The sequence below is a fragment of the Ensifer sp. D2-11 genome (genome assembly GCF_054161295.1).
The window spans coordinates 51655-69071 of the sequence record NZ_CP096433.1 but is presented as its reverse complement, the minus strand read 5'-3'; the positions used below and the strand labels follow the sequence as shown (position 1 = coordinate 69071).

The following is a 17417-nucleotide window of genomic DNA, read 5'->3' as shown; positions in this document are numbered from 1 at the left end:
GATGCGTACCTGGTTCCCCTACCCGCTGCTCTCGATCGCGCTCCTCCTCATGTGGCTGCTTCTGAGCCAGTCCGTGACGCCGGGCTCTATCGTCCTCGGCCTGGTGGTCAGCACGGTTCTCGCATGGGTGACGCTCAACCTGCAGCCCGCCCGCTCGCGTCTCCATCGCTGGAGCCGGATCGCCGGATTCATCCTGCGCGTCGTCGGCGACGTCATCCGCTCCAATATCGCCGTCACGCTGATCATCCTGCGCGCAGGCAGGCGTCCGGTTAATGCGGGCTTCATGACGGTCAGCCTCGATCTCGACGACGAGAACGCCCTGGCGCTGCTCGCCTGCGTCGTCACGGCGACGCCGGGCACCGCATGGCTCGAATATGATCGTCGCCAGAAGATTCTGCTCTTCCACGTACTCGACATCGAAAACGAGGACCTGTGGCGGAAAACGATCACGCGCTATGCGGCCGACTTGAAGGAGATATTCGAATGATGGAGCTTGCCGTCGTCTGGTCCGTGCTCGTCGCACAGACCATGCTTGCGCTGGCCATGGCCTTCGCGCTCTACCGCATGGCCAGAGGACCGAGGGCCCAGGACCGCATTCTCGGTCTCGACACGCTCTACATCAATGCGATGCTGATGCTCATCACCTTCGGTATCCGCACGGCGAATACGGTCTATTTCGAAACGGCGCTGATCATCGCTGTGATCGGCTTCGCCTCGTCGATCGCGCTGGCAAAGTTCCTCATGCGCGGCGAGGTGATCGAATGAGCCATCTGACCGACCTTCCGCCATGGGCGGCGCTCCTCGTCTGCGGGCTGATGCTCGTCGGCGCCGCCACCACCCTGATCGGATCGCTCGGGCTCCTGCGCCTGCCGGATTTCTACGCGCGCCTGCACGCCCCGACGATCGCGACCAGCGGCGGCACCATCCTCCTCTGCCTCGCCTCGATCCTCTGCTTCGCGGTCTTGCAGAGCCGCTGGGTATTCCACGAAGTTCTGATCATCTTCTTCGTGACGGTGACGACGCCCGTGACCCTGATGCTGCTTGGCCAGGCGACCCTCTACCGCGACCGCTTCGAGGAACGGCAGGGCGTGCCGCGTAAGCAGAAACCCGCACCGGGTGAAGAATAGCTACTCGCCCGCCTGACGGAACGCCTCCCGCGTCTCATCCAGGTGAAGCGCAAAACCGGACGCAGCCGAATCTCCCAGCCCGGGGCGGAGCTGCATGCTCGGAATGAGATAATCTCCGCCATTCTGCTGCCGATAGGGAATGGATGAGACGGTCCCGATCGTCCGCATCCTTTCGCGAAGACCCTCAGCGACCTCAGTGAATCCGGCTTCGTCGAGGCGATCGGCGCGATAAGCCACAAAGGGAGGAAGCACGTCGTAGCCGGGATAATAGAGGATGCCGTGATTGATCGGGAACAGAAGGTCGTCGATCGGTCCGTTCACCCCGCGCGCCGAATAGTGCTCTTCCCAACCGCCGGCGGTGACGATCAGCATGGCGCGCTTGCCTGCCAGGCTGCCTTCGCCATAGCGGTCGCCCCAGCGCTTGTCGCTATGTTCGCCGACGCCATAGGCGAAGCCGTAGGCAAATACCCGGTCGACCCAGCCCTTGAGAATGGCAGGCATGGAAAACCACCAGAGCGGGAATTGAAGGATCAGAAAGTCCGCCCACAGCAGCTTTTCGATCTCCGCCCTTACATCTTCCGTCAAAGCGCCGGCTTCGAAGGCCTTCTTGGACGCCGCGACCGGCACGAGCCGCGCATCCGGCGGCAGTAGAGGGAAGTCGGCGTGACCGACTTCGGATTTCCAACCGTCGGCATAGAGATCGGAGACCAGCACTTCGTGACCTTGGGCCGTGAGCTCCTCGATCGCGACGTCGCGGAGCGCTCCGTTGAGCGAGCGCGATTCCGGGTGGGCAAAGACGAGCAGGATTTTCATGGATCATTCTCCTGGTGAGATTTCGAACCTCTAGGTAGCCAACGCTCGTCTAATCCGCTACCTCTGGAGAATGCATAAGATTATGCCAAATAATGGATAAATCCGACATCACCTTGGAGCGCATGCGCACCTTCGCCCGCGTGGCGGAGCGTGGGAGTCTCAGTGCAGTCGCGCGCGAACTCGGAGTAGGTCAATCGACCGTAACACGCCACCTGCGCGAGCTTGAGGAGGCCGTGGGCGTGCCTTTGCTGAGCAGGACGACCCGGCGCGTCATGATGACCGACGAAGGCAACCGCTATTACGCCCGAAGCGTCGAGATCCTGCGCCTGGTCGAGCAGGCCAGCGATGAGGTGCGCCGCACGCGCGGCGCTCAAGCCGGTACGATCCGGGTCTCCTGCACGGCGGCTTTCGGCGTGCTGCATGTCAGCCGGCTGATCTTCGCCTTTCAGGACCTTTTTCCGGAGATCGGCATCGACCTGAGCCTCAGCGATGAGCGCGTCGACCTCGTGCGGGAGGGGATTGATGTGGCGATCCGCCTGGGGCCTGTCAGCGACAGTTCGATGCGGATGAAAGCGCTTGGCCAAAGCCGGCGGCTGCTGGTGGCAGCGCCGGCCTACCTCGCGGAGCGCGGAAGACCGGCCACTCCGCAGGAGCTCATCGGGCACGAAGGCATCCGGATGTCGAATGTGTCAGGCAGCGAAACACTCGCCCTGCAGGGGCGGGATGGCAAGTACCACGCCGTCCCCTTCGGCGGGCGCTTGAGAGTGGACCATGGCCTGGCCGTGCGCGAAGCGCTCATCGCCGGACGCGGAATCGTGCCAGCGCATCGATGGCTTGTCGGCGATCTTCTGGAGGCCGGAAGGATCGAGGCGGTGCTGCCCGGCTATTCGCTTCCTTCCGTGCCGCTCAACATGCTGATCGTACCGGAACGCGCCGGCATCTCCCGGGTCCGCCTTCTCATCGACTTCCTCGCAAATGAGATCGGCAAGCTCCCGGGAATGGACCGTTCGCCGAACGGGCAATGATCAGCCGACTTTCCGCTGTGGCACTTTGAACGATGCCCGCCCGTTCAATCGCGCCCGCGGAACCGGCGCTGATAGGTCGGGTCGTAGAGCGAGCTCTCGCGGAAATCCGATGCTTCCAGGCCCGGTCCGACGAAGATCAGCGCAGTGCGTTCGATCGGTTCCGCCGCAACCCTGGCTGCGATGTCGCCGAGCGTGCCGCGGACGACGCGCTCGTCCGGCCAGGAAGCCTTGACCACGATCGCGACCGGGCAGTCGGCGCCGTAAAGCGGCGTCAGCTCCTCGACCACCTGACCAAGCGCGTGAATCGCAAGATGGATCGCAAGCGTCGAACCGGTGGCTCCGAAGGCGGCGAGCGTCTCGCTGTTCGGCATCGGCGAGGCACGACCGGAGACTCGGGTCAGCACCAGGCTCTGCGCGACCGCCGGGATCGTCAGCTCGCGGCCGAGCGTCGCGGCAGCGGCAGCGAAGGCGGGGACGCCCGGCGTCATCGTGTAGGCGATCCCATTCTTCTCCAGCCGGCGGATCTGTTCTGCCACCGCGCTCCAGACGGAGAGATCGCCGGAATGCAGCCGGGCGACATCCTCGCCGGCTTCGGCGGCGCGGACATATTCCGCCTCGATCTCGTCGAGCGACATCGGCGCCGTATCGATAATGCGGGCGCCCGGCGGGCAATATTGCAAGAGCTCGGGCGATACGATCGAACCGGCGTAGAGGCAGACGGGGCAGCGGCCAATCAGGTCCCTGCCCCTGACCGTGATGAGGTCTGCCGCGCCCGGGCCTGCGCCGATGAAATGAACCGTCATGATCTGTCCTCTCGAAAAAGCATGGTTCGAAGATCGGCTCACGCCTTTATCCACGACCATTGCGTGACCGGCATGGCCGGCCGCCAGCCCGTCATGGCGCCGACTGGCGAGGCCCGGGCGATGTCGATGCGGATCAGCGAGCCGCCGAACTGCGCATGTCGGGCGAGCAGCACCGCTTCCATCTCCGTCGTCACGGCATTGGCGACGAGACGTCCGCCGGGCGCGAGCGCCGCAATCGCCGCCTCCATCACGCCGGGCTCGCTGCCGCCGCCGCCGATGAAGATCACCTCCGGCCGCGGAAGCCCTCGCAGCGCCTCCGGCGCCTGCCCTTCGACGACCACAAGCCCCGGAACGCCGAAGCGGACCGCATTGCGGCCGATCCGCGCAGCCCGTTCGGACGACGCCTCTACGGCGACGGCGCACATCGCCGGATCGGCAAGCATCCATTCGATCGCGATCGAGCCTGAGCCGGCTCCGATGTCCCAGAGGAGTTCGCCCTTGCGCGGCGCGAGTGCCGAGAGGGTCAGCGCCCGCACCTCCCGCTTGGTGATCTGGCCGTCGTGCTCGAAAAGCCGCTCGTCCAGGCCGTTCGCAAGCGTCAGAACGCGTGCATCGGCATCGGCCACCACCTCAAGCGCGCAGACGTTCAGCGCGTTGATTTCCTCCATCGCGAAGCCGGAAGCGAGGTGGCGGGAGACACGCTCGCTGGCGCCGCCGAGCGCCTCGAGAACCGTAAGCCGTGACTGACCGAAGCCGCTTTCTGCAAGCAGCCCGGCAAGCGCCTTCGGCCCGCTCTCGTCCGAGGTCAGCGCCAGGACGCGCGCGCCCGGCTGAAGATGCGGCCTTATGAGATCGAGCGGACGGCCGTGCAGCGAAACGGTCGCGACCTCCTGCAGCGGCCAGCCGAGCCGGGAAGCGGCGAGGCTGAAGGCGGACGGCGCGGGGATGGTGTGCATTTCCGCGGCATCTACGCGGCGCGCCAGCGTGGCGCCGACGCCGTAAAGAAACGGATCGCCGGAGGCGAGCACAACGACGGGGCTGCCGCGACGGGCGACGATCGCCTCCACCGATCTTTCAAACGGGCTCTGCCAGATATGGCGTTCGCCACCGATCAGCGGCGCAGCGAGTTCCAAATGGCGGGCTCCGCCGAAGACGACGGGAGCGGCCTCAATGAGGCGCTTGGCCTCGTCGCCGAGACCGGCTACACCGTCTTCTCCGATACCGATCACGATGAGCCAGGGAGCGACGATGGCCGAGCCGCTGTTCGACATGTCAGCCACGGGCAGACCTCGCATTCTGATCCTGGGCGGAACGACCGAGGCGCGGCAGCTCGCAGAGCGCCTGGTCTCCGAACCCTATTACGATACGGCGATCTCGCTTGCCGGCCGTACCGCCGATCCCCGCCCGCAGCCGCTTCCTACGCGCACCGGCGGCTTCGGCGGCGCCGAAGGGCTCGCCGTCTTCCTGCGCGAGCGAAACATCGCCCTGCTGATCGATGCGACGCACCCCTTCGCCGCCCGCATCTCGCTCAACGCAGCCGCGGCGGCTAAGATGACCGGAACGCCGCTCCTCGCGCTCCGCCGCGCCGCCTGGGCTGCAGAACCCGGCGATCGATGGACATGCGTCGGAAGCGTCGCGGAAGCGGTTCCCGCATTGGGCGAGGCGCCGCGCCGCGTCTTTCTGGCAATCGGCCGGCAGGAGGCTTTCCATTTCGAGAGGGCGCCGCAGCACAGCTACGTCGTGCGCAGCGTCGATCCGGTGATGCCGCCGCTCGATCTGCCGGATGTCACCGCCATCCTCGCCTCCGGCCCCTTTGCGCAGGCCGACGAAACAGAACTGCTCGAACGTCACGGGATCGACGTCATCGTCGCCAAGAACAGCGGCGGCGCGGCCACCTACGGCAAGATAGCGGCGGCGCGTCAGCTCGGGATCGAGGTGGTGATGGTCGAGCGCCACAAGCCTGCCGACGTTCAATCGGTCGGCGACTGTGACGAGGCGCTCGAACGCATCCGTCAATGGCTTTCTCCGGTGAAGGACCGCGGCGTGTAGACGAGGTCGTGCTTTCCCTCGCGGGCGATGATGCGCGTCTCCGGCGAACCGATGATCACGCAGGTCGCCATGTCGGCGCGGCCGGCGTCGGCCTCGCCGAGCGGCATGACCGCGATGCGCTCGTCGGGCCGCCCGGCGGCGCGGCCGAAGATCACCGGAACTTGGGCCGGCAGCACCTGCCGCAGTACCTCGAAGGCCTCGCCGAGCTGCCAGGGACGCGCCTTGCTGATCGGATTGTAGAGCGCGATGACGAGCCCCGCTTCGGCGGCAAGCCTCAACCGCCGGGTGATGACATCCCAGGGCTTCAGATTATCGGAAAGCGACATGGCGCAGAAATCGTGTCCGAGCGGTGCCCCGATCCGGGCTGCGACCGCGAGCATTGCGGTGACGCCGGGCGTGATCGTGAGATCGACCTCACGCCATTCCTGCGGCCCCTTGTCGATCGCCTCGCAGACGGCGGCCGCCATCGCGAAGATGCCGGGATCGCCGCCGGAGACGACGCAGACATCCGCCCCGGCTGCGGCGCGCGCGAGCGCTGCCTGGGCGCGGTCGAGCTCCTCGCGGTTGTCCGAAGCGATGCGCCGTTGATCAGCCCGAAGATGCAGTCGATCGAGATATGGGCCGTAGCCGAAGAACTCGGTAGCGACCGCAATCGCGTCTTCGGCCTCGGGGGTCATTTGTGCCGGATTGCCGGGGCCGGTGCCGACGATGAAGAGCTTTCCGGTCATGCCCTGCCCTCCGATCCGGGCCTGTCCTTCCAGCCTGGAACAAGCACCAGCGAGAAATAGGGCGCCTCGTCGTCCGGCTTCTCGCCGAGCGGAACCATCGCTGCATTCCTCATGGTGCCGCGCTCGACATAGACGGCCGCCTCGAGCCTGCCTGCCGCCGCCAGCGCCCGGCGGATCTTCGGCAGGTTTCGGCCGACCTTCATGATGACCGCGGCCTGCGTGTCGGCAAGGCGGCGCTGAAGCTCGCCCTCGCCCATCGTGCCGGGGAGAACCGAGAGCACGTCGTCGCCCTGCACCAGCGGCAGCCCCGCGAGCGACCAGCAGCCGGACATTGCGGTGATGCCCGGAATGACCTCGGCCGGGAAACGGCCGGCAAGCCGCACATGGAGGTGCATGTAGGAGCCGTAGAAAAGCGGATCGCCCTCACTCAGCACCGCGACTGTTCGTCCGGCGAGAAGATGCGCCGCGACGGCCTCGGCCGAGGCGTCGTAGAAGTCGGTGATCTGGCGCTTATAGGCGTCATGATCCTTGTCGATCTCGGTCGTCACCGGGTAGTAGAGCGGCAATTCGGTCATGCCCGGCTTCAAAAGACCTTCGACCACCGCGCGGCCGTTGCCGTTGCGTCCGGCCTTGGCGAAATAGGCGACGACATCCGCTTCGCCGAGCGCCCGGACCGCCTTTACGGTCAGGAGTTCAGGATCGCCGGGACCCGTTCCGACGCCGATAAGCCGGCCTGATTCCACGCCGCTCACAGGCCCGGCCTCGCGAGAGAATTCAGTGCGGCGGCGGTCATCGCGCTGCCGCCGAGGCGGCCACGTACGATCGCAAAGGGAACGCCATAGGAATTTTCGGCGAGCGCGTCCTTCGATTCGGCCGCACCGACGAAACCGACCGGCATTCCGAGGATCGCCGCCGGCTTCGGGGCGCCGTCGCGCAGCATCTCGAGCAGATAGAACAGTGCGGTCGGCGCATTGCCGATCGCAACGACGGAGCCAGCCATCCGCTCACCCCAGAGCTTCAACGCCGCGGCGGAACGCGTATTGCCGATCTCGGTCGCAATCTCCGCGGTGCGCGGATCGCGGAGCGTGCAGATCACCTCGTTTCCGGCGGGCAGCCGGGCGCGGGTCACACCATGGGCGACCATTTCGGCGTCGCAGAGAATCGGCGCGCCGTCTTTCAGCGCCGCGCGCGCGGCGGAGACGAAGCCGGGCGAGAACACAAATTGGCGCACCGCCTCGACCGAGCCGCAGGCATGCACCATGCGTATGGCGAGATCGGCTTCCTCCTCCGAAAATCCGGAAAGGTCGGCTTCCGCGCGGATGATCGCGAAGGAACGCTCATAGATGGCGTTGCCATCGCGGATGTAATCGTAATCAGGCATTTCTATCCCTGTTCAAACGCGGCGGCGATGCGCGCGGTCCCGAGCCGTGTAAGACAGGACAGCGCCGATTCGCCAGCGTCTTTGTTTTCCCGCACGAGCGCGTTCAGCGCGCCGAACGCAGATCCTATTCCGTTTTCATCCCTGTAGGCACTCGGCGCGACGGAAGCAGTGCCATTTACGACAAGCGCATATCCTGATGGCGCACCGACGAGCGTCAGCGGCGACGCCGTGGGGCTGGCGCAACCCTTGGGACAGCCGGAGAGATGCACCGTCGCCGAACCGTCGAGGAGGTCCGGCGAAGCTTCCACCAACAGCCTCGCCATCGCCTTTGTGTCCATCCGCGCCGAGGCGCAGGCGAGGCCCGCGCAGGTGGCTATGTGATTGCGCGGATCGTCGGAGGCGACCAGAAAGCCGTGCGCAGAGGCGAGCCGTTGCGCAACGGCCGCCGTTTCGCCCGAAAGACCGAGGACGAACAGACCGTGCGGGGGTGCCAAGCGTATCTCGTTTGCGCCGAGTTCCTCCGCCTGCCGGAGGAATGCGACGAGACTGCCCGCATCGGTTTGCGCGAAGGCCAGCCCGATGCCAAGCACGGTGCCGGCGCCGCCGAAGTGGTGGATGCCCGCCGGTGGCGGCGAAAAAACGGGACCGTCCACGCGCGGCAGGACATCGCCGGCGGCCGCGCGCTGCCGAAGAAGATCGGCATCGAGCTCGCGGGCGCGGGAAGCGGGACCGCGCGCAGTGAGATCTCCCAGGATTTCGAGAACCATCGGGACGATATCTTTCGATTCCAGGAGCGAGACGGGCTTTGCCGAACGCGCCGTCCCGCCGAGCGAAAACAGCCATCGCACGCCGCCCTCATGCTCGAGCGCAGAGACACGCAGGTCGGCGGTCAGGCTTCCCAGGTGAAAGCGGCCGCCTCCATCCACGACGATCGAAAGTTTCGGCGCAAGCCTGAGCGCCTCACCCGCGCCGGAGATCGCCACGCGCAGCGCGCGGGCGAGCGGGCGAGGATCGGCGATTTCGTCCGGGTCGAATCCGGCAAGCGGCGGCGTCTCGATCGCGACCCCTTCGGCGATGGCTATCTCCGCCGCCCCTATCGCTTCGGCGAGCGCCGGAACGCTTTCCGGCGTCAGGCCGCGTATCTGCAGGTTGCCGCGTGCGGTGACCTCAATGACCCCGCTGCCGCATCTCGCAGCCGCACCGGCAATCGCCCTCATCTCCGCCGGCGTCAGACCGTCGCCCGCCGGTCGCAGCCGCACGAGCAGGCCGTCCCCGGTCTGCATCGGCGCCGCCAGCGAGGGACAGCTCCCGCGGCGCATCGATGTGCCGGTCGCAGATCGGTCGGCTCGTGGAGCGGCGCAGCTTGTCATTCGTCTTCGGTGATCCTTCGGTGTCTCGGAGCCATCACGGCAGGACTGATCGATCGAGCCTATATCACAGGCGGGCGCGTCGAGAGAGATCAAAGATCCCCGGCCAAGAGCACGGCAATGCCGTTTACTCTTCGAAATCGGCGCCCTTGCGCAGCAGATAGATATCCATGATCCAGCCCATCCGCTCGCGCGCGGCGGCCCGCGCTTCGAGAATCTGCTCTTTCACCTCGGCGAGGCGCCCTGAAATGACGATCTCGTCGGGCGTGCCGAGATAGGCGCCCCAATAGATCTCGGCGTCCGGATCCTCGATCTTCCGGAACGCCTGCTCGCCGTCGAGCATGACGACGGCCGTCTCGTTCCTGTGCGGAAAACTTTCGGCGAGCCGCCGGCCGGTGGTGATTTCCACCGGCTTGCCGACGAGGTTCAACGGTATGCGATGACTGGCACAGAGCGCCTGCAGGCTGGTGATGCCCGGAATGACGTCGTAGCCGAAGGTGACCTGGCCGCGCGTCTTCACGCGTTCGACGATGCGGATCGTGCTGTCATAAAGCATCGGATCGCCCCATACGAGGAAGGCGCCGGTCTGCCCTTCCGCAAGCTCGCTCTCCAGCAGCGCCTCGTAGGCGGCGGCAATGCCCGCATGCCAGTCGTCCACGCTTTCCACGTAGCTGCGGCCTTCGGTGCGGCGGACGGGCACGGCGAAGTCGACGGTGCGGCTGCCGGCCCGCGTCACGTAACGGGCGCATATCCCGCGGCGCAGCTCGGCGAGCTCGGTCTTCTTCTCCCCTTTGGTCGGGATGAAGAGCACATCAGCCCGGTTCAGCGCATTGATCGCCTGAACCGTCATGTGCTCGGGGTTGCCCGCACCGATACCGATGATCAGGATGTGTCGCATGCCGTCTCCCATCGCGCCACCCGCATAGTCGCGCAGTCTTTGACGGATCGCCGCGGCGGGTGCAAGGCCCATTCGCGACGGCAAACGCTACGGCCGCGTCAGCAGTTCGGCGCCATCTGCCGCTCGACGGCCAAGGGGGGATCTTCCGGCAACCGCCAATCGATCGGATCCAACCCCTTGGACGTTAAAAACGCGTTCGCCTTGGAGAAATGCCGGCATCCGAAGAACCCCGCATGGGCCGATAAGGGTGACGGATGCGGTGCGGTGAGCACGAGGTGACGCGAACGATCGACAAAAGCGGCCTTGCGTTGTGCGTAAGAGCCCCAGAGCATGAAGACGACGGGCTGCGCCTGCTCGTTGACCGCCCGGATTACGGCGTCGGTGAAGCGCTCCCAGCCCCTGCCCTGGTGCGAGGCCGCGCGGCCACGCTCGACGGTCAGCACGCTGTTCAGAAGCAGCACGCCCTGGCGCGCCCAGCTTTCGAGGAAGCCGTGGCGCGCCGGCGGAATACCCAGGTCTTCCTGCAATTCCTTGTAGATGTTGACGAGTGAAGGGGGCGTGCGCACGCCCGGACGAACGCTGAAGCAGAGCCCATGCGCCTGCCCGTCGCCATGATAGGGATCCTGGCCGAGGATGACGACGCGTACCCTGTCGAGCGGGGTCAGATCGAGCGCACGGAAATATTCGACGCCCCTCGGAAAAATCTGCCGACCCTGCTGCTTCTCCTCCAGCAGGAACCGCTTGAGCTCGGCCATGTAACCGTGGCGGAATTCCCCGCCCAGAACGGCTTTCCAGCTTTCTTCCAGCCTGATCGTCGCGTCCATGTGGATCGTCCACCTCCTTGGGTCCCATTCCGGAATTTAGACGCCTGGGCGCCTATCGCAAGCGCTCGCGTAGTCTCCGCCCCATCGGTTCACCGATTTTGATTACGGCGCAACGGCCGCATTGTATTTCTACGAATATAGCGGTAACCAAAATACCGAAGCGTTATATCTTGGGAAATATCACGAACGGGGAGACTTGGGTGTGACAACGAGAAGAGACTGGCTCAAGGCCATATCACTGGCGCTCGGCGTGGTCCTGGCGGGAGCGGCCTTTGCACCGGCCCAGGCGGCGGAGAAGGTCACCGTGTTCGCAGCGGCGAGCCTCAAGAATGCGCTCGATGCGATCAACGGCGAATGGCTCAAGCAGACCGGCAAGGAAGCGATCGTGTCCTATGCGGCGAGTTCGGCGCTGGCGAAACAGATCGAGCAGGGCGCGCCCGCCGATGTGTTCATCTCGGCCGATCTTGCCTGGATGGATTATCTCGCCGACAAGAAGCTGATCAAGGCCGACACGCGCTCCAACCTGCTCGGCAATCGCATCGTCCTCGTCTCCGGCAAGTCGGACGCCCCGGCTGTCGAGATCGAGCCGGGTCTCGACCTCGCCGGTCTTCTCGGCGACGGGCGATTGGCCATGGGAGCCGTGGATTCCGTCCCCGCCGGCAAGTATGGCAAGGCCGCGCTGGAAAAGCTTGGGCTGTGGCCGAACGTTGCCGGAAAGGTCGCCGGCGCCGAAAGCGTCCGCGCCGCCCTCCTCCTCGTGTCGCGTGGCGAGGCGCCCTACGGCATCGTCTACCGAACCGACGCCGCAGCCGATGCCAATGTGAAAGTGGTCGGCACCTTCCCCGAGGACAGCCACCCGCCAATCATCTACCCGGTCGCGATCACCGCGGACAGCAGGAATGCCGATGCCGCCGCCTACCTCGAATTCGTCCGCTCGCCGGAGGCGGCGGCGCTTTTCCAGGCCGAGGGCTTCACGGTTCTGGAATAGAAACTGGAGCGGGACGAGGAAAAGTGTGTGCGGTTTTCCGCCTGCATTCCGCGTCTCAACTTCTTGGACTCGATCACGTTCATGTTTTCAGGCCGACTCGACCTGAAAAAATGAACGTGATCTAGCGAATGATTGCATGACACGGCGCGTCAGGAACGGGAGTACGAGCTTGGACTGGATGGCATTGAGCGACGCGGAGTGGACGGCCGTCCGCCTGAGCCTGCGGGTCGCTACCGTGGCGATGCTTGCGAGCCTCCCGCCTGCGCTCCTCGTCTCGATGATACTTGCGCGCGGCCGCTTCTGGGGCAAGTCGCTCCTGAACGGCCTCGTCCATATGCCGCTGATCCTCCCGCCGGTAGTCACGGGCTTCGCTCTGCTGCTCCTTTTCAGCCGGCGCGGACCGGTCGGTGCATTTCTCGCGGAGAACTTCGGCCTGGTCTTTTCCTTCCGCTGGACGGGAGCGGCGCTCGCCTGCGCGGTAATGGGCTTCCCCTTGATGGTCCGCAGCATCCGGCTGTCGATCGAAGCAGTCGACCGCAAGCTCGAAGAGGCGGCGGGTACCCTCGGCGCGAGCCCCGCCTGGATCTTCCTGACGGTCACCTTGCCCCTGATCCTCCCCGGCATTCTCGCCGGCATGGTCCTTTCCTTCGCCAAGGCCATGGGCGAATTCGGCGCGACCATCACCTTCGTCTCCAATATTCCCGGCGAGACGCAGACGCTTTCCGCCGCGATCTATACCTTCACACAGGTGCCGGGCGGCGACGCCGGCGCGATGCGCCTTGCCGTGATCTCGGTCGTCATTTCGATGGCGGCGCTGATGCTTTCGGAAGCCATGGCTTCAGCAGCGGCGCGGCGGACGGTGGCGGCATGAGGCTCGAGGTCGAAGCGCGCCTTCGTCTCGGCTCCTTCGCGATCGACGCCGCCTTCGGCTCGGAGGGCGGGGTGACCGCTCTTTTCGGCCGCTCCGGCTCCGGCAAGACCTCGCTTGTCAACATCATCGCCGGCCTCCTCCGGCCCGATCAGGGCCGCGTCGTGCTCGACGGCGATGTGATCGCCGACAGTGAGCGCCGGCTTTTCACTCCCGTCCACCGCCGCCGCTTTGCCTATGTGTTCCAGGAAGCCCGCCTCTTTCCGCATCTGAGCGTCCGCGGAAATCTTGCCTATGGCCGCTGGTTCGCAGGCGCGGCGCGGTCAGGGCCCGAATTCGGCAGGATCGTCGAAATGCTCGGCATCGGCCATTTGCTCGATCGCATGCCCTCGAAGCTCTCGGGCGGCGAGCGGCAGCGCGTCGCCATCGGCCGGGCGCTGCTCGCTTTCCCCCGCCTGCTCTTGATGGACGAGCCGCTCGCCGCGCTCGACGACGCCAGAAAGGCCGAAATCCTGCCCTATCTGGAGCGGCTGCGCGACGAGACGCGGATTCCGATCGTCTATGTCAGTCATTCGGTGGCTGAAGTGGCGCGGCTGGCGGAGCGCGTCGTCGTCATGGAAAACGGCCGGGTCAAGGCCTCCGGCAAAACGGCGGCCGTTCTGAACGAGCCGTTCCCGACATCCGCCGCCGGCCGGCGAGAAGCCGGCGCGTTGATCGAGGGCATCGTCGACAGTCATGACGAAGGCCACGAACTGACTGTGGTGCGCGCCGGAGACTGCCTGATCCGCGTGCCGCATCTCGTCGCCGAGCCCGGGCAGAGACTTCGCCTCTACATCGCGGCGCGCGACGTCATGCTGGCGACCCGCCGCCCGGAAGGCATCAGCGCCCTCAACGTGCTTTCGGGAACGATCGTCGGCCTCTCTTCGCCGCGGCAAGGAAGCATCGACGTGCGCGTAGACTGCGGCGGCAACGTCATTGCCGCGCGAGTCACGACCCTTTCCCGCGATGCGCTCGACCTGCGGCCGGGGAAGCAGGTGCACGCCGTCGTCAAGACCGTCGCGCTCGATTATTAGAGAAGCGAATGGTTAGAACGGCTTTCCAGCTGGCTCCTCTTGCGGAGCACCATTGCAGTCGCGCATGGCGTCCAGCCAATCGAGATCGTCCGCAATCGCCGCCTGTGCCTTGGCCTCCATCGCCCGGAAGCGCTCGATCAGCATCTCGCCGAAAGCGGTGAGGACGGCGCCGCCGCCCTGCTTGCCGCCACGCTGGGAGTCGACCGCCGGCTCCTTGAACATACGGTTCAAGGCGTCGACCAGTAGCCAGGCACGCCGGTAAGACATATCCATGGCCCGCCCGGCAGCGGAAATGGAGCCGGTCTCGCGGATGCGTTCCAAAAGCATGATCTTGCCGCGCCCGAGACGGTCGTCCGGCGGGAAGTCGATGCGGAGGATCGGGCGGAGGTCGGCTTCGGTGTCGCGCATGGAGCGAACATAAAGCCTCGCGCAGGAGACGGGAAGGCGCGACCGCTCAAAGACCATGCGGGAACTTCGGGCATGCGGGAACTGTGCATCGCCGCCCGAAACCGGCCGGGCAGGCTTGATCGAAGCCGACATTGGATGCAGCGATAGAAACAGCTGAACAAACCCAAGAGATGATCATGCCCGGCCCCGCTCTCGACCCCGTTGAAACCGATCCTTCGCTGCCCGGCAGTGCCGACGTCGTCATCATCGGCGGCGGTATCATCGGAGCGAGCACGGCGCTCTTTCTCGCCGAGCGCGGCGTGAAGGTGGTCCTCTGCGAGAAGGGCGTTCTCGGCGGCGAGCAATCGAGCCGCAACTGGGGCTGGGTGCGCGTCATGGGCCGCGATCGGCGCGAGATTCCGCTGGCGATGGAGGCGCTGAAAATCTGGGACACGCTCGATGCGCGCGTCGGCGGCGAGACCGGATTTCGCCGGAGCGGCATTCTCTATATTTCCGAAACGGAGCAGGACGTCGCCAACCGCGATGCCTGGCTCGCGATCGCGAAGCCGCATGGCGTCGACAGCCGCCAGCTCACCGCCGACGAGACCCGGGAGCGCATGGCCGGAGCGGCGATCCGCTACAAAGGCGCGCTCTATACGCCGAGCGATGGCCGAGCCGAGCCGCAGAAAGCGGTGCCCGCAATCGCGGCCGGAGCACGCCGCGCCGGCGCACGCATCGTGACCGGCTGTGCGGTGCGGGGGATCGAGAAGAGTGCGGGTCGGGTAAGCGCCGTCGTCACCGAAAAGGGCCGCATCGAAACGTCAACGGTGGTGCTTGCTGGCGGCGCCTGGTCGCGGCTCTTCTGCAAGGGCCTCGGCATTCGGCTGCCGCAGCTGAAGGTGCGCAACACCGTGCTCAGGACCGCTCCGGTCGAGGGCGGCCCGGACGGCGCAGGCGCAACGGCGACTTACGCCTATCGCAAACGCATCGACGGCGGCTACACGATCGCCACCGCGGGTGCCAATCTGCATCCGCTTGTGCCGGACACACTCGCATTCTTCCGCGATTTTCGCGCGGCGAGACGGGCCGAGGGCGAAGCCGTGCAGGCAGGCTTGAGCGCCCAGAGCTGGCGCGAGCTTTTCGAAATCGCATCCGTGCCCCTCGATCGGCCTGGCGCCTTCGAGCGCCACCGCATCCTCGATCCGCGGCCTGATCCGAAATCCGTGCTCAAGGCATTCGAGGAAGCAAAAATGGCCCTTCCAAAGCTCCGTACCGTCGAGCCGGTGCAGATCTGGGCCGGCCTGATCGATGTCACGCCGGACGTCGTGCCGGTCATTTCGCTCGCGCAAGAGCTGCCGGGCCTCGTCATCGCCACCGGCTTCTCCGGTCACGGCTTCGGCATCGGCCCCGGTGCCGGACATCTCGTCGCCGATCTCGTCACCGGAAACCCGCCGATCGTCGATCCCTCCGCGTTCCGCCTTTCTCGCTTTGCCGATGGCAGCCCGATAGAGATCGCGCCACCGGTCTGAGGGGCCGGTCGCCCGCCGGTCTCACGAAAGAAAATTACCCGCCACCAGCACCGGCATGGGCGTGCCAACGCGTGCCGCATGCGTGCCGGCACGAATCTGTCTTTCTTCGCGCAGCAGCCGGGCGCGGCGGCGAAAGCCCTTCATCTGGCCCCTGACTCGTGGCAGTCTGTGCCCATATCCTGTCGGGAGAACGGGAGGCCGTAGCGGCATGGCAGGCGGGGCGGAGGAACCCCAGACGCCAGCCGGAACCGCCAGACGGCGGCGCCGTTCTTCCGGGGTATCGAGTTGCGCGACGCGCAATCCGGAAGGGAGGCCGGAACCCGCATGGATGAATTCAGCCGCTTGAGCCTGCATGTCCCCGAACCGGCCGTCCGGCCGGGCGATCTGCCCGATTTTTCCAACGTGAAGATACCAAAGGCGGGTTCTGTACCCCGGCCGGACGTCGATGTGGACCCCGAGGAGATCCGCGACCTCGCCTATTCGATCATTCGGGTGCTCAACCGCGAGGGCGAGGCAGTCGGCCCCTGGGCCGGCTTTCTTTCCGATGAGGAACTGCTGACGGGTCTCAGGCACATGATGCTGCTGCGCGCCTTCGACGCGCGCATGCTGATGGCGCAGCGTCAGGGCAAGACGTCCTTCTACATGCAGCATCTCGGCGAGGAGGCGGTGAGCTGCGCCTTCCGCAAGGCGCTTCGCAAGGGCGACATGAATTTTCCGACCTACCGCCAGGCGGGGCTCCTGATTGCCGACGACTACCCCATGGTCGAGATGATGAACCAGATCTTCTCGAACGAGCTCGATCCCTGCCACGGCCGGCAGCTGCCCGTCATGTACACCTCCAAGGAGCATGGCTTCTTCACGATATCAGGCAACCTCGCCACTCAATATGTCCAGGCCGTCGGTTGGGCCATGGCATCCGCCATCAAGAACGATACGCGGATCGCCGCCGGCTGGATCGGCGACGGCTCGACCGCCGAGTCGGATTTCCACTCCGCGCTGGTCTTCGCCTCCACCTACAAGGCGCCCGTCATTCTCAACATCGTCAACAACCAGTGGGCGATCTCCACTTTCCAGGGCATCGCCCGAGGCGGTTCCGGCACCTTCGCCGCAAGGGGTCTGGGCTTCGGCATTCCGGCGCTCAGGGTCGACGGCAACGACTATCTGGCCGTCTATGCGGTGGCGCGCTGGGCGGCCGAGCGGGCGCGGCTCAATCTCGGTCCGACGCTGATCGAATACGTGACCTACCGCGTAGGCGCCCATTCGACCTCCGACGATCCGAGCGCCTATCGCCCGAAAACCGAATCGGAAGCCTGGCCGCTAGGCGACCCGGTCCTGCGCCTGAAGAAACACCTGATCCTGCGCGGCGCCTGGTCGGAGGAGCGGCATGCGCAGGCGGAGGCGGAAATCATGGACGAAGTGATACAGGCGCAGAAGGAAGCGGAACGCCACGGAACGCTTCATGCCGGCGGCAGGCCGTCGGTACGGGATATCTTCGAAGGCGTCTATGCCGAGATGCCGCCGCATATCCGCCGTCAACGGCAGAAGGCGGGGTACTGA

The 17417-nt window shown here is 65.8% G+C and carries 21 protein-coding genes; 10 read left to right on the top strand and 11 right to left on the bottom strand.

Annotated elements, in window-relative coordinates; genetic code table 11:
- The first annotated feature begins 1 nt into the window (after window position 1).
- Genes M1D34_RS00335 through mnhG form a run of 3 tightly spaced genes read left to right on the top strand, consistent with a single transcriptional unit; the run spans window position 2 to window position 1127 of the window.
- Entirely contained in the window at window positions 2-487 is a 486-nt protein-coding gene (locus tag M1D34_RS00335) for a Na+/H+ antiporter subunit E (RefSeq protein ID WP_003528836.1), read from the top strand.
- Window positions 484-765, top strand: a complete 282-nt coding sequence (locus M1D34_RS00330; protein WP_003528834.1) for a K+/H+ antiporter subunit F — start codon at window positions 484-486, stop codon at window positions 763-765. The genes M1D34_RS00335 and M1D34_RS00330 overlap by 4 nt, the downstream gene beginning before the upstream one ends.
- The gene (gene mnhG / locus M1D34_RS00325) at window positions 762-1127 is read left to right on the top strand and encodes a monovalent cation/H(+) antiporter subunit G (protein ID WP_003528830.1); all 366 of its coding nucleotides are present in this window, start codon (window positions 762-764) and stop codon (window positions 1125-1127) included. The genes M1D34_RS00330 and mnhG overlap by 4 nt, the downstream gene beginning before the upstream one ends.
- Here mnhG and M1D34_RS00320 read toward each other — a convergent pair whose 3' ends face one another.
- The gene (locus tag M1D34_RS00320) at window positions 1128-1940 is read right to left on the bottom strand and encodes an NAD(P)H-dependent oxidoreductase (RefSeq protein WP_498780125.1); all 813 of its coding nucleotides are present in this window, start codon (window positions 1938-1940) and stop codon (window positions 1128-1130) included. It abuts the gene before it with no gap.
- A 92-nt stretch (window positions 1941-2032) separates the two neighbouring features.
- Between M1D34_RS00320 and M1D34_RS00315 the strand changes: the two genes are divergently transcribed.
- Entirely contained in the window at window positions 2033-2965 is a 933-nt protein-coding gene (locus M1D34_RS00315) for a LysR family transcriptional regulator (RefSeq protein ID WP_498780123.1), read from the top strand.
- Window positions 2966-3009: 44 nt separating this feature from the next.
- Here M1D34_RS00315 and cobM read toward each other — a convergent pair whose 3' ends face one another.
- Together cobM and cbiE are read right to left on the bottom strand one after the other, a co-directional pair.
- A complete protein-coding gene (gene cobM, locus M1D34_RS00310; protein WP_010970288.1) occupies window positions 3010-3768 on the bottom strand; it encodes a precorrin-4 C(11)-methyltransferase in 759 nt (252 codons plus the stop codon).
- Window positions 3769-3806: 38 nt separating this feature from the next.
- Window positions 3807-5039, bottom strand: a complete 1233-nt coding sequence (cbiE, locus tag M1D34_RS00305) for a precorrin-6y C5,15-methyltransferase (decarboxylating) subunit CbiE (protein WP_498781678.1) — start codon at window positions 5037-5039, stop codon at window positions 3807-3809.
- Here cbiE and M1D34_RS00300 point away from each other — a divergent pair.
- Window positions 5017-5817, top strand: coding sequence for a cobalt-precorrin-6A reductase (locus M1D34_RS00300; protein WP_127595813.1), 801 nt, complete (start codon window positions 5017-5019; stop codon window positions 5815-5817). The two genes, cbiE and M1D34_RS00300, sit on opposite strands and share 23 nt — an antisense overlap.
- On the opposite strand, the gene M1D34_RS00295 is transcribed toward M1D34_RS00300, so the two are convergent.
- The 6 genes from M1D34_RS00295 to ung all read right to left on the bottom strand — a co-directional run bounded on the left by M1D34_RS00295 (window position 5781) and on the right by ung (window position 11015).
- The gene (locus tag M1D34_RS00295) at window positions 5781-6545 is read right to left on the bottom strand and encodes a precorrin-3B C(17)-methyltransferase (protein WP_003528817.1); all 765 of its coding nucleotides are present in this window, start codon (window positions 6543-6545) and stop codon (window positions 5781-5783) included. The genes M1D34_RS00300 and M1D34_RS00295 overlap by 37 nt on opposite strands.
- A complete protein-coding gene (locus M1D34_RS00290) occupies window positions 6542-7297 on the bottom strand; it encodes a precorrin-2 C(20)-methyltransferase (RefSeq protein ID WP_107608425.1) in 756 nt (251 codons plus the stop codon). Before M1D34_RS00290 ends, M1D34_RS00295 begins: the two co-directional genes overlap by 4 nt.
- Window positions 7294-7926, bottom strand: a complete 633-nt coding sequence (locus M1D34_RS00285) for a precorrin-8X methylmutase (RefSeq protein WP_003528811.1) — start codon at window positions 7924-7926, stop codon at window positions 7294-7296. The genes M1D34_RS00290 and M1D34_RS00285 overlap by 4 nt, the downstream gene beginning before the upstream one ends.
- A 2-nt stretch (window positions 7927-7928) precedes the next feature.
- Window positions 7929-9296, bottom strand: a complete 1368-nt coding sequence (cobG, locus tag M1D34_RS00280; protein ID WP_498780119.1) for a precorrin-3B synthase — start codon at window positions 9294-9296, stop codon at window positions 7929-7931.
- A 124-nt stretch (window positions 9297-9420) separates the two neighbouring features.
- Entirely contained in the window at window positions 9421-10191 is a 771-nt protein-coding gene (cobF, locus tag M1D34_RS00275) for a precorrin-6A synthase (deacetylating) (RefSeq protein ID WP_498781676.1), read from the bottom strand.
- Window positions 10192-10289: 98 nt separating this feature from the next.
- Window positions 10290-11015, bottom strand: coding sequence for a uracil-DNA glycosylase (ung, locus tag M1D34_RS00270; protein ID WP_003528805.1), 726 nt, complete (start codon window positions 11013-11015; stop codon window positions 10290-10292).
- Window positions 11016-11217: 202 nt separating this feature from the next.
- Here ung and modA point away from each other — a divergent pair, with 202 nt between their 5' ends.
- The 3 genes from modA to modC all read left to right on the top strand — a co-directional run bounded on the left by modA (window position 11218) and on the right by modC (window position 13944).
- The gene (modA, locus tag M1D34_RS00265; protein WP_027992197.1) at window positions 11218-12003 is read left to right on the top strand and encodes a molybdate ABC transporter substrate-binding protein; all 786 of its coding nucleotides are present in this window, start codon (window positions 11218-11220) and stop codon (window positions 12001-12003) included.
- Between the two features lie 178 nt (window positions 12004-12181).
- Window positions 12182-12874, top strand: a complete 693-nt coding sequence (gene modB / locus M1D34_RS00260; RefSeq protein WP_498781674.1) for a molybdate ABC transporter permease subunit — start codon at window positions 12182-12184, stop codon at window positions 12872-12874.
- A complete protein-coding gene (gene modC / locus M1D34_RS00255) occupies window positions 12871-13944 on the top strand; it encodes a molybdenum ABC transporter ATP-binding protein (protein WP_498780116.1) in 1074 nt (357 codons plus the stop codon). Before modB ends, modC begins: the two co-directional genes overlap by 4 nt.
- A 12-nt stretch (window positions 13945-13956) precedes the next feature.
- Here modC and M1D34_RS00250 read toward each other — a convergent pair whose 3' ends face one another.
- Window positions 13957-14352, bottom strand: a complete 396-nt coding sequence (locus M1D34_RS00250) for a winged helix-turn-helix domain-containing protein (RefSeq protein ID WP_498781672.1) — start codon at window positions 14350-14352, stop codon at window positions 13957-13959.
- 170 nt (window positions 14353-14522) lie between these two features.
- Between M1D34_RS00250 and M1D34_RS00245 the strand changes: the two genes are divergently transcribed.
- The gene (locus M1D34_RS00245) at window positions 14523-15860 is read left to right on the top strand and encodes an NAD(P)/FAD-dependent oxidoreductase (RefSeq protein ID WP_498780114.1); all 1338 of its coding nucleotides are present in this window, start codon (window positions 14523-14525) and stop codon (window positions 15858-15860) included.
- Window positions 15861-15881: 21 nt separating this feature from the next.
- Here M1D34_RS00245 and M1D34_RS00240 read toward each other — a convergent pair whose 3' ends face one another.
- Complete coding sequence (locus M1D34_RS00240; protein WP_013844872.1) at window positions 15882-16004, bottom strand: hypothetical protein; 123 nt, start codon at window positions 16002-16004, stop codon at window positions 15882-15884.
- Window positions 16005-16184: 180 nt separating this feature from the next.
- Here M1D34_RS00240 and M1D34_RS00235 point away from each other — a divergent pair, with 180 nt between their 5' ends.
- A complete protein-coding gene (locus M1D34_RS00235) occupies window positions 16185-17417 on the top strand; it encodes a 3-methyl-2-oxobutanoate dehydrogenase (2-methylpropanoyl-transferring) subunit alpha (protein ID WP_010970297.1) in 1233 nt (410 codons plus the stop codon).